20 protein-coding genes are annotated in these 10,096 nt (G+C 64.5%); 16 read left to right on the top strand and 4 right to left on the bottom strand.

Features of this window, described 5'->3' with window-relative positions; translation table 11 throughout:
• Positions 1-29: 29 nt before the first annotated feature.
• The 11 genes from KJJ24_RS09770 (at position 30) to KJJ24_RS09720 (ending at position 5,250) form a co-directional block, all read left to right on the top strand.
• The gene (locus KJJ24_RS09770; protein WP_214338366.1) at positions 30-191 is read left to right on the top strand and encodes a hypothetical protein; all 162 of its coding nucleotides are present in this window, start codon (positions 30-32) and stop codon (positions 189-191) included.
• Positions 192-467: 276 nt separating this feature from the next.
• Positions 468-659, top strand: coding sequence for a hypothetical protein (locus KJJ24_RS09765; RefSeq protein WP_214338364.1), 192 nt, complete (start codon positions 468-470; stop codon positions 657-659).
• 43 nt (positions 660-702) lie between these two features.
• Positions 703-897 (top strand): hypothetical protein, encoded by a 195-nt coding sequence (locus KJJ24_RS09760; protein WP_214338363.1) that lies wholly within the window; start codon positions 703-705, stop codon positions 895-897.
• 115 nt (positions 898-1,012) lie between these two features.
• Positions 1,013-1,396, top strand: a complete 384-nt coding sequence (locus tag KJJ24_RS09755) for a hypothetical protein (RefSeq protein WP_214338361.1) — start codon at positions 1,013-1,015, stop codon at positions 1,394-1,396.
• A gap of 3 nt (positions 1,397-1,399) precedes the next feature.
• The gene (locus KJJ24_RS09750; protein WP_214338359.1) at positions 1,400-2,761 is read left to right on the top strand and encodes a hypothetical protein; all 1,362 of its coding nucleotides are present in this window, start codon (positions 1,400-1,402) and stop codon (positions 2,759-2,761) included.
• On the top strand, positions 2,761-2,994 hold the full coding sequence (locus tag KJJ24_RS09745) for a hypothetical protein (protein WP_214338358.1): 234 nt from the start codon (positions 2,761-2,763) through the stop codon (positions 2,992-2,994). The genes KJJ24_RS09750 and KJJ24_RS09745 overlap by 1 nt, the downstream gene beginning before the upstream one ends.
• A gap of 20 nt (positions 2,995-3,014) precedes the next feature.
• Positions 3,015-3,206, top strand: a complete 192-nt coding sequence (locus KJJ24_RS09740) for a hypothetical protein (protein ID WP_214338357.1) — start codon at positions 3,015-3,017, stop codon at positions 3,204-3,206.
• Between the two features lie 50 nt (positions 3,207-3,256).
• Complete coding sequence (locus tag KJJ24_RS09735; protein ID WP_214338356.1) at positions 3,257-3,403, top strand: hypothetical protein; 147 nt, start codon at positions 3,257-3,259, stop codon at positions 3,401-3,403.
• Positions 3,403-3,807 (top strand): hypothetical protein, encoded by a 405-nt coding sequence (locus tag KJJ24_RS09730; protein ID WP_214338355.1) that lies wholly within the window; start codon positions 3,403-3,405, stop codon positions 3,805-3,807. Before KJJ24_RS09735 ends, KJJ24_RS09730 begins: the two co-directional genes overlap by 1 nt.
• On the top strand, positions 3,807-5,045 hold the full coding sequence (locus tag KJJ24_RS09725) for a terminase large subunit domain-containing protein (protein ID WP_214338354.1): 1,239 nt from the start codon (positions 3,807-3,809) through the stop codon (positions 5,043-5,045). Before KJJ24_RS09730 ends, KJJ24_RS09725 begins: the two co-directional genes overlap by 1 nt.
• On the top strand, positions 5,032-5,250 hold the full coding sequence (locus tag KJJ24_RS09720) for a hypothetical protein (protein WP_214338353.1): 219 nt from the start codon (positions 5,032-5,034) through the stop codon (positions 5,248-5,250). The genes KJJ24_RS09725 and KJJ24_RS09720 overlap by 14 nt, the downstream gene beginning before the upstream one ends.
• On the opposite strand, the gene KJJ24_RS09715 is transcribed toward KJJ24_RS09720, so the two are convergent.
• From KJJ24_RS09715 to KJJ24_RS09705, 3 genes are all read right to left on the bottom strand, one after another.
• Positions 5,247-5,459, bottom strand: coding sequence for a hypothetical protein (locus tag KJJ24_RS09715; protein WP_214343789.1), 213 nt, complete (start codon positions 5,457-5,459; stop codon positions 5,247-5,249). The two genes, KJJ24_RS09720 and KJJ24_RS09715, sit on opposite strands and share 4 nt — an antisense overlap.
• A gap of 276 nt (positions 5,460-5,735) precedes the next feature.
• Positions 5,736-5,936, bottom strand: coding sequence for a hypothetical protein (locus KJJ24_RS09710; protein ID WP_214338352.1), 201 nt, complete (start codon positions 5,934-5,936; stop codon positions 5,736-5,738).
• Between the two features lie 61 nt (positions 5,937-5,997).
• Complete coding sequence (locus KJJ24_RS09705; RefSeq protein WP_214338350.1) at positions 5,998-6,156, bottom strand: hypothetical protein; 159 nt, start codon at positions 6,154-6,156, stop codon at positions 5,998-6,000.
• A 190-nt stretch (positions 6,157-6,346) separates the two neighbouring features.
• On the opposite strand from KJJ24_RS09705, the gene KJJ24_RS09700 reads away from it, so the two are divergent.
• The 5 genes from KJJ24_RS09700 to KJJ24_RS09680 are packed head-to-tail and all read left to right on the top strand — an operon-like array spanning position 6,347 to position 8,525.
• A complete protein-coding gene (locus tag KJJ24_RS09700; protein WP_214338348.1) occupies positions 6,347-7,381 on the top strand; it encodes a hypothetical protein in 1,035 nt (344 codons plus the stop codon).
• Complete coding sequence (locus KJJ24_RS09695; protein ID WP_214338346.1) at positions 7,381-7,914, top strand: GIY-YIG nuclease family protein; 534 nt, start codon at positions 7,381-7,383, stop codon at positions 7,912-7,914. The genes KJJ24_RS09700 and KJJ24_RS09695 overlap by 1 nt, the downstream gene beginning before the upstream one ends.
• Positions 7,914-8,102, top strand: a complete 189-nt coding sequence (locus KJJ24_RS09690) for a hypothetical protein (protein WP_214338344.1) — start codon at positions 7,914-7,916, stop codon at positions 8,100-8,102. Before KJJ24_RS09695 ends, KJJ24_RS09690 begins: the two co-directional genes overlap by 1 nt.
• The gene (locus tag KJJ24_RS09685; protein WP_214338342.1) at positions 8,102-8,278 is read left to right on the top strand and encodes a hypothetical protein; all 177 of its coding nucleotides are present in this window, start codon (positions 8,102-8,104) and stop codon (positions 8,276-8,278) included. The genes KJJ24_RS09690 and KJJ24_RS09685 overlap by 1 nt, the downstream gene beginning before the upstream one ends.
• Complete coding sequence (locus KJJ24_RS09680; protein WP_214338340.1) at positions 8,268-8,525, top strand: hypothetical protein; 258 nt, start codon at positions 8,268-8,270, stop codon at positions 8,523-8,525. Before KJJ24_RS09685 ends, KJJ24_RS09680 begins: the two co-directional genes overlap by 11 nt.
• Here the strand turns inward: KJJ24_RS09680 and KJJ24_RS09675 are convergent, their stop codons facing one another.
• On the bottom strand, positions 8,526-10,064 hold the full coding sequence (locus KJJ24_RS09675) for a recombinase family protein (protein WP_214338339.1): 1,539 nt from the start codon (positions 10,062-10,064) through the stop codon (positions 8,526-8,528).
• Positions 10,065-10,096: the final 32 nt, after the last annotated feature.

Below are 10,096 nucleotides of genomic sequence, written 5' to 3'. Positions count from 1 at the left end.
GCGTGATCTGGGGGTCACGGCTGCTGATGGTGCTGGAGGCCCACCGCCACCTGCTGGAGCCTGAGACCGAGGCGAGCCTGGTGATGGGCGGTTGGTTGTGGGGGCCGGCTGCCGGCCGTGGCCGAGATAGCGCGATGGCGCAGGTGGACCCGGAGCGGGCGCGTGAGTGCAGCTGGGGGGACCGGTGGTGAGGGCCGATCACCCTGTTGCATCCTTATGCGTATGGGGTAAGATGGATGAGTGAACAGGAGATGGCCGCCGCGGGCGCCGCCTGATCACCAGCAATGGGGCGGACGGCACGCACCCCGCCGGCACGACCGGCACGAGGAGCGGCCCGGGGAACAGAGCACACGACCCGTAGAACCCGAGCTCAACAGGCCCTGGATAAGGCTGCACCGCCGGTTGGCCCGGCACCCCATTCACGCCCGCCAGGCCGAGTGCGCCGGCGGGCCTCACGAGTCACAACCATGGCCACATTCACCTGCATCGCCGCGTGGGCGATTGCGTTGCTGCTGCTGCCAGCGCTGATCCTGATCTGGGCCAGCGAGAGCCGTGGGCAGCGGATTCGCCGGCAGCGCCGGCAGGGCCGCACCTGGGCATGGATCGCCGAGCACCACCACTGCAGCCAGAGCACCGCCCGCCGCTGGGCCACCTGCTGATCGCCTGAGGCCTCCATACCCTGAAGGGTCACCACAGCGCTGCATGGCTATCCCCTGGGCTGCTCAGCAGCACGACGCTGAGCTGTTGCAGGAGATCGCGGTGGAGTGTTTGCCGCTGGCCGTGATCGGACTGGGGCGGAGCCTGTTCCATCTGCAGCGGCAGATGGTGCTGGAGCTGTTGGAGCTGGAGCGCACGGCCCCGGGGCCCGCGGATGCAGGCCTCAAGGCACGCGGCTGAACCCAGTGCAGCGGTGACTCAACGCCGCCCGGGGACGCAAGCAGCATCGCAGATCTTTATTGCTGTTGAGAATCAATCTCGATAAAGTTGGGGCATCAAACCGCATACATCGCCCGTGGACGTTTCCACTCGAGCAAGCCTTGTGGCCCGTGTTGCCCCGTATCTGCCGGCCGGCGCCCCGGTGCCGCAGTCATGGGATGAGCTGCCGCTCACGACACGGCTGCTGATCGAGCAGGGCGATGCGGAGGCGGCGCAGGTATTCCAGGGGGTGATGAGCGCTGAGCTCGAGGCCACGGTGCTCGCCGGCAAGTGGGGTGCTGAGGCCCCTGCCCCGCGTGATCTGGCTGCAGAGAAAGAGGCAGCGATTGCCGCGTGGTTTGACGCTCACCCGATTGCCAGCCCTGAGGAGCAGGAGCGGCAGCTGCGTGAGCGGTTGGCTGAGCAGGACGTGATGCGCCGCAACTCGATGGTGGCCACCTACGGCCGCTGGGGGGCTTGATCAATGGCACGCGATGACGCTCAGCTGATCAAGCGCAGGGTTTTCACCGATGGCGGTGATTTGCTGCGCGAAGGGTTGGTCCCGGTCTCGATCCCCAACACCCGTAAAGATCTGATGGCCTGGTGGGCCAAAGAAGATCAGCGGATCGCCGATGAGGAGGCTGCTGCCGCGGCTGCCGCTGCGGCTGAGGCCACGGCCCCACCGATGCCTGAACCTGCCGAACTGATCGCTCCGTTGGAGCAGCGGGTGGCAGCACTGGAAGGTGAGCTGAGCCAACTGCAGGGCATCGCCACCGCAACACCTGAAGCGGTGCTGGAGGGCACGATGCAGATCGCCCGAGCTGCCGGAGCGGCTGCTCTGGTGGAGGCGGCTGGCCAGACGGTGATCGCCCAGGTGGATGGTGTGGCTGCGGCTGCGGATGCCCGCCTGGAGATGGTGGAAGGCCAGGTTGCTGAGACCGCTGGAGCCGTCGGGCAGCTGTTGGTGGATGGGCGTGAGCGGCTGGATCAGGTGAGCGCCGAGATGCTGGCCAAGACCACGAAGGCCATCAGCAAGCGCATCGCTGGTTTGGAGGTTGCCGCGTCCCAGCTGCGTGGTCCCAAGGGCGATCGCGGGCGTGTGGGCCAGGGTCTGATCGCTGGTGCTGGCAAGCGCCCTGAGAAGCGACCCGATGGATCGGATTGGGCTCCAGGGGATAGCTGGCTGGATACCAGAGCCGAGGGCTTCCAGTTGGAGTATCTGGACGCTGCGGGGAAATGGAGCAAACCCGCCCGATTGGTGCCCGCTCCCAGGCTTATTCAAGCCACAGCCAACGTGGTCGATATGGCACCGCGCATAAATTCCCCCCAGACGATCATCCGTCCCGGATCTGGCGGAGGGGCAGGATCTGGCGAGCATTTGCTCACCCGCGCGGCTAACTACAACTTGCCCGTCACAATCGCCGACAGCTCAAATTGGACAACCACTACGCAAGATCCAACATCAGGCAACCTGCTGCTGGAAGTTGTCGCTGTGGATGGCGCATTTGCGGGGAAAAGGGGATTTGCCTCGATTGCGTTCAATTACAGCGCAGGCGTTAGCGAATCTGTTGAATACGCATTGCTGGGCGATCTAGCCAATGTGTTCAAGTTTGATTTGACGGTTGGACGTAGCCCTGCTTCTGTGCCAAGTGGCATCACCGCCACGCTGCCGCCAGGTGCAAGTCGCACAACATTGACGCTGCAGATCCTCCCTGATGGCGGCGGCGGCACTGGCGGGGTAGGTCAATTCCTGCTGAGCGGTGTTGTGTTGTGGACGTTCCGATCGAAGGGACGGGCTCAGGATCCCGCCACCGCTACAGAACAACCCGCTTGGAATTGGGTCTGATGGCACGTAAACAGAAGGAAGTGGATCCCACGTTGTTGTCGGCTGGGACTTGGAGCGCGATCGTTGAAGGCTGGGAGCTGGAGAACCAGCGCGAGCTGTCCAGATCAAAAGCGCCGATGCGCCACAGCCTGAAAACCCCGATGCGGATGAGCGGCGGCAGTTACGCCGTTGGCAAGGGAATCAACGCCCCGATGGATCCGGTGAGCGGTGTTCCGATCGTGGGTCCAGGTTGAATATGCAATACGCGGAGCTATTGCACTGCCGCCTTGAGGCTTGCTTCAGGGAAGATCCCACCTTTGCGCTGCGGTGGGGAAGTGCTCAGGTGGCGATCCACAAGTTGATTCAGGAATTGCGCGAGCGCGGATGGAATGAACAGGAGCGGGCTCACGCCCTGCAGTGCTTCATGCGGGCGCTGATCCAGCAAACGGAGCAGATGGGGCAATGAGGGAGGAAGTAGCCAGATCGCTCCAGGAATCGCGGGCGCTGCGTGGCCGAGTGGCTGCATCGCTGCGCAATGGTGCTGTGGCCTTGCAACCCGCAGGCCGCGTCACCCCAGAGGATCAGGAACTGCTGCTGGCTGAGCTGGCGCTGATCGAGGAAGCGCAGCGGGTGCTGCTTAGGCCCTGCCGGGGGTTGAGCTGATGGAACTGCAGGGCTACCGCAGCCACGGCGAACCGTTTGGCGAAGCGATCACCTTTCCGCGCTCGGGGGATCCCCCAGCCGTTGCTGCAGCAGCAGTCGGGCCCGGCGCAAACGGGGATGCGGCGGTCCACGGGGGCGTGGCCGCCAACTCCCTCCCCGAGGGCACGGATCTTTGGGCCCTGGTTGTGGGCGATGAGGGCTGCATCGCGAGCGGTGTGGCTGAGGGGCTGGAGCAGCTGCAGGAGCAACCTGGCCGGCTTGCATCAGCACGGTTGAAGGCCTTGGCTGAGCTGCAGGCGGTGCTGCGCAGCCAGAGCAATGGTGTGGCGTGGGATGCACCGATCACGGTTCCTGTGGGTGATCTGGTGCTGGTGGTGCAGCTGGCGATGGAGCGGTTGCGCTGATGGCTGTAGCCCGCCTCGAGCTCAAACCCGCCGCGGCCGAGATTCTGCGCAGCACGGCCAAGGTGAAGGTCATGTTCAGCGGCCGTCGCTTCGGAAAAACGAGAATGATGTTGGCGGCCGGGGTGGAGAAGGCACTTACCTGCCCGGGCAGCGTGACCTTCTATCTGGCGCCGAGCCGGAAGATGGCCAAGGACATCAGCTGGCGGCCGCTGAAAGATTCAGTGCCGCAGAGCTGGATCGAGAGGGTGTTGGAGTCAACCCTCACGATTGAGTTCCGCAATGGCAGCCGGGTAACGCTGGGCGGCCTGGATTACGCCGATTCGCTGCGGGGCCAATCGGCAGATCTGTTGCTGCTGGATGAGTTCGCCTACGCCAGGGATCTGCAGGAGATGTGGCAGGCGGCCCTTTTGCCGATGTTGGCCACCAGCAAGGGTGATGCGATCTTTGCGAGCACCCCGGCCGGCGGCGGCAACTTCAGCGCCGAGCTCTGGGAAAAGGCAGCGGAAACACCCGGGTGGGAGCGGTGGAATTACCCCACCGTGGCCGGCGGCTGGGTGGATCCGGAGTGGGTGATGGAGCGCCGCACCGAGATGGACCCGAGCCTCTGGCGCCAGGAGTTCTACGGCTCAATCGAGAGCCTGCTGGGGGCCGTCTACCCGGCCTTCAACAACGCCAACGTCGGCACCTGCGCTGATGACGGCAGCGCGCTGATCATGGGGGTCGACTTCAACCGCAGCCCCTATTGCGCCGCGCTGATGCAGGTGCAGGGCAACAGGTTGTGCGTGCTCGAGGAGATCGTGCTGATGGAGGCCGATACCAGGGAAATGGCGCTCGAGGTGCGGGCCCGGTATCCCAACCGCGAGATCCTCTGCTGCCCTGATCCAACCGGCTCGAGGAAGCAGACCAGCAGCCTGGGCCTGAGCGATCACGCGATCTTGAAAGACGTGGGCGGGTTCAGCATCCGCAGCCCCCGGGCCCCCTGGGCCGTGATCGACAAAGTGAACGCCTGCAGGTTGATGATCCTGGATGCTGCGGGCCAGCGCCGGCTGCTGGTGGACCCCAGCTGCAAGCGGGTGATCAGGAGCTTCCGGAACCTGGAGTTCAAGCCAGGGCTGAGCGTGCCGGATCCGGCCAGTGAGCACGGCCACATGGCCGATGCGGTGGGCTATGCCTGCATCGCGATCAGCAAGGGCCTCACGCCCTGGCGGGTGGGGCCAACAGGGTTTGCCGTCTACTGAGCGCAAGCCCCGCCGGCGGCGGCAGCCACGGCCCCCGGTGGAGCTGAATCTGGTGGAGAGCGATCAACAGGATGGGCTCTGCTGGCCCACGTTGGCGGCCACCTGGGCGGGGCTCAGCGATGAGGAAATCAAGCGCCGCCACCACCGTGCCAAGCAACTCCGTGAGCACGGCTGGGGCGGCGTGCAGTGGGGACTATCCGATTAGGCGCTCTGCTGCCTCATGGCATCCGCCTGGCGTTCCAGCCAATAAGCCGCGGTGTTGGAGAGGGAGCGCCCTTGCTCGGAACTGGTCTCGGCAATTGCCTGATAGGTCGACCAGGGAATGGTGATCGTGAGCCGTTGGGGCTTGCGGCTGGCGATGGTCAGCGACTCAGGAGCCTGGTTGCGAAGTAAGCGGAGACGTGCCTTGGACATCTCAGTTAGATGAACTACGAAGCAATCATTAAGCATTCCCTAGCTACGCTTTGTCCCCAAATGGGGGTAGGGCTAAGCGCTATAGAGGCGGGTCTGTATCCCAGCTAACAAAAAATGCTCTATGCAGTTTGCGTATAGCCCAGGCCAGTACATGACTCCTGCTTGGTCTATGCGGATTTTGCACATTTCCACTCTTCGGTAGATCTGCCGCACGTTTTGGTAAGCACGCTTGCAAAAGTCGTCGGTAGCGCCGCGATTCGCTGCGGTTGCGCCTACCTACGGGTGCGGGAGCAAGCCGTCATGCAGATGATGCATGGCGTTTAACAGCACCGTGCTCCCAACAGCCCAGGTCAGCGCCACAGCCCAGCCGCGACCCCCGTGATCCTGCGCGCCTTTCCACATAGCGCCCTGCACCGTGAAGGCAATGAACAGGCCAAATGCCTGCAAGAGCCAGAGAAGCGGGTAGTAGGCGTGCATCACAGTGCCGCATCCATTCCTCAATCCTCGCCCGAATTGACTTCTACCCGCAAGTCAAAAATCACTCGGCAGCGTGATCGCCCGCGCGCTTGCTGACAGCCATCAGCTCCTGCAGCAGGGCTAGATCCTCCTGGCGCTTGGCTTGACCTGCAGGGCTTTCATCCCAGCCGAGCTGCTCAGCGGCGCGGGCCAGGTAGTCGGGGGTGAACGTGGTGTTCATGGGGTCTCCATGCGTTGATGCCCTGAGTGTTCCCCTGGCGGCGGTCGCAGGGTCGCGGCTACGAAGGGCAGCACGCAACTGGTGGAGGGCGGCTGGGGAGCAATCCACTGGTGATCTACCGCCATACGCATGGGGTTGCCTTTTCCCACGGGAAGGCGTAGACCGGAGTGATCAGCCACATACGCATAAGGTGAGCAAGACAGCAACCAAGCCGATTCCGGCCTACCTCAAGCCCGAGCTGGCCGATACGCCACAGCCCGAGGTGGTTTATGAGCCCCCGCTCGCCATAGGCACGCAAGTGCGCATGGGCCCGTTCCGTTCCCTCGAGGAGCGCACCTTCCGCTACGAGCACGCCAAGACCGGTGAGCCGATGGAGCTGGTCTCTGATCAGGCCGAGGCCTATGAGATCGCCGGTTTCCAAGACGTTGATCACTGGACCTTCAACCGCGAGACGCAGGAGTTTGAGCTCGGCGGCACCATGCGCTGCCCCTATGCCGTGACCGGTGAAGAGCGCCCCTACGACTTTGAGGCCCACCTGCAGGAAGTGCTGCAGGCGGACTATTTCAAGGGCATCTGCGAGCGCGATGAGATCACGGATCCGGAGGCCTACCTGCGTGCCAATCACCTCCGCTTCATGCGCCCCAGCAATGAGTGGACCGGCCGCAAGTATTTCCAGATCGGCGAGGGCCAATTCCACTCCGCGCTGATCGGCGGTGAGTGGATCCCGGTGGTGCGCGGCAGCGTGCGCACCAAGACGCAGCCGGTGCTGGGCTGGGCCTTAGAGAGCGCCCGCCAAACCAGCTTTAAAGGTGATCAGCAGGCCAAGGGCCACCGCGGCGAGGCCCGCGATGCCAAGGGCCGCTTGGTGCGCGAGAGCGAGGTGGTGCGCCGCCGCTGGACCACCACCCTGGCGGTGGATGCCTTGGCTGAGCTCGATCGCATCAGCGCCGAGACCGGCCAACACCGCAACGAGATCGTGGAGGCCCTGATCCTGGGGGCTGCCACCCCCGCACCGGAACCGGAACCGCCGGCCGCTCCGGCCGCAGACATCACCGGCGCCGAGCTGGCTGTGGTGATCGGTCGCCTCTGCGCTCAGCACGGTGCTGATTGGCCGCGTGGGATGGCATCTGAGCTGGCCCGCCGCGCCAGCATCTCCAAGCAGTCGATCTCACAGCGCAAGCAGCAGGCCCTGGCTGCTCAGGCATCAGCGCAGGGGCTGGGCTGATGGCGGGCTTCGTTTATCTGATCCGCAACGGCGATCTGCACAAGATCGGCCGCACCGACAACCTCCAGCGCCGGTTCAAACAGCTGCAGCCCGATGAGATCGTGCAGGTGCTGGAGACCGATCGCAGCCGCGATCTCGAGCATGAGCTGCACGAGCAGTTCAAGGTGAAGCGCCTGCCTCAAACCGAGTATTTCCGCCTCGATGAGGCCGAGGTGAATCAGGTGCGGATTGCCCTGGGCTGGGAGCCTGATGGGCCCGTGGAACTGCCGGCGCAACCCGAGCCCTTCAACCTGGCCGATGCCCGCACATTCGTTCAGGTCTCAGCGATTGCCACTGGAGTGTTTGGCCTGGTCTTGGTTGCAGAGGGCGTGCTCATGCCATCGGACAGCAACTTCCTGGTGAGCCTCCTGTTTGGAATCCTGGGCCTGCCAGCTTTTATCGGGTTCGCCATTGCACTGATCGCTTTGGGCGTGACAACGTTGGGCTACGGCGGCATGTGGGGCTGGCACAAGCTGCGCCAGGGGAGGGGCTGATGGAGCGGTTCGATCGGTTTATGGATTGGGCGTTTCCGATCCTGCGAAAGGCAAGCCAGGTGGTGCTGGCCTGCGCTGTTAGTTGGTGGTCGCTCTACGGGCTGCATCTGCTGTCGCACGCGGCCCCATGGACGCTGGTGGCGCTGCCGGTCCTGGCCCTGTTCGCCTTTGTCCCGAGGTGGCGCTGATGGCACGCCGCAAAAAACACCCTTTTGTGCCGCCGGACATCGGCAAGATCCTGCTCCGAGAGCTCTTGCGCTCTTCCTTTCTTCTCTTGGTGCTTACAGCGTTGTTGATGTTGCTGCCCAAAGGGCCGGAGCCTTCTGGTGAGCCCGAACGAGACGACTTGCACTATGTCCACTGATCTGTGGCGCGGCATCGCCGCTGTGGCTCTTCTGCCCCTTCTGGTCAGCTGCGGCTCCACCAGCGGCGGCTTTGCTGGCACCCCCGAGCAGGAAGCCGCCTACACGGAGATGTTGGCCCGTTGCCAGCAAGCCACCGGCGCACGGTGCAGCGGAAATCTCGGCGGCACTTCCGAGGTGGATGTGTATGGCGAGGGCTATTTCTGCCGCTGGCGCCGCGGCAGGGAGATCGACTGCTCCTGGAACTGATCAGAGATTGAGCTCGAGCCGCTCCAGCCGCCGCTCACGCACCACGGCCACACGCACCAGCTCGCGGATCTCATCCCAGATCCCCGGGCCGATGCCGTTCTCGCCCTGGCCCGCGGCCCAGCTGGCCTGCTGCCGCCAGCTCTGCTCCAGCGCCGCCGCCACCGCTTCCTCCTCTGAGCTCTGGTGGAGCACCACCTCCCGTGGTGGGTCTGGATAGTGGACAAGGCCGCCGGCCAGGGCCTGCGTGATCCGCTCCCGCCGCAGCATGCTCTCCCGCAGTTGCAACAGGTGGCCGCCGCCATCAGCCGGGCCCGCGGCCAGCAGCGCTGCAATCTGCTGATCCAGCGTCTCGATCACTGATTGCACCGGATCACCATCAGCGAGCAGGGCCAGATACCGCTGCCGTTTGGCCTGCAGCTTCAACACCTCCGGCGCGGTGGCGCTGGTTTGATCGGCCCGCATGGCCTGCCGTTCCATGGCGGCCGCCACGGCCGGCGCCTGCTCCGCCATTGCCAGCAGCACCGCCGCTAGTAGATCCGGCTCCATCACGGCATTGCGCCGCTGTTTAGGGATGGCCCAGTCGCACTCCGGTTTGCGGCAAAACCATCTGCTGTACTTGCTGCGCGTAACGCTGCCGCGCGTCATCAGGGTGCCGCAGTGGGCACAGAGAGCCTTTCCTGCCAGCACATGCCGCTGGCGTTTATCTGGGGCTGTGCGCCGGGCCATCTGCCCACGGATAAAGGCCTCGTAGCGCTGGTGTTCCTCTGGATCAATCAGTGGATCACCGCCGGCGCCCTCCACTACATCGGCCCAGGTGGCTTTGGCTCTATCGCGCTTGCTCACCTTGGCTCCGCGCAGGGCCGGGTTGAGCAACAGGCGGCGCATGCCGGTTCTATCCAGCCAGAGCCCATAGGTATCGCCGAGGTGGCGCCATGGGGCGTGCATGCTGCCCTCACGGCTGGAGACGGTGAAGGCCTCGAGCAACAGCTCTGCCCGGGTGAGCTCCTGCCTCGTAGTTAATAGAGAGAGGAAGGGCCGCCGATCGGGCCGGAGCATGCCGCCGCAGATCTCCATGCCAAAGGGCGCCACATCGCTCAGGCCTTTTGCTTTGCGGTGAGCCTTGCCGGCAGCGCTGCGTTCACGGATCCGCTCGGCTTCCATTTGGGCGAACACGCCGAGCATGCGCAGCTGGGCCCGGCCGCCGATGCTCGAGAGATCCTGTGGGTCATCCAGCAGCAGGAGCTCCGGCGCACCATCAGCGCAGAGCAGATCCACCATGCGGCAGGTTTCGCTGGCGGAGCGGCAGATCCGATCCCAGCGGGTGGCGATCAGTTTGGAGACGGTGCCCTCGCCGATGCGGCGCAGCAGCTCTCTGTATTTGGGCCTGGCCGTGGTGGTGCCGGAGAGCAGATCAATCAGCACCTCGGTGGCGCCGGCGTCCCGCAGTCGGGACACTTGCTGCTCAAGGGTCAACCCTTTGGCCTGATCGGCCGTGGAGAGCCGGGCGTAGCCGATCACTGAGCCAGAAATGGGGGCCAAGGGTTGCCTGTGTGGATCCTGCTGGCAGAATC

This window comes from Synechococcus sp. LA31 (genome assembly GCF_018502385.1).
GTDB lineage: Bacteria > Cyanobacteriota > Cyanobacteriia > PCC-6307 > Cyanobiaceae > Vulcanococcus.
The sequence above is the reverse complement of the archived record's forward strand: the minus strand, read 5'-3'. Positions and strand labels throughout refer to the sequence as shown.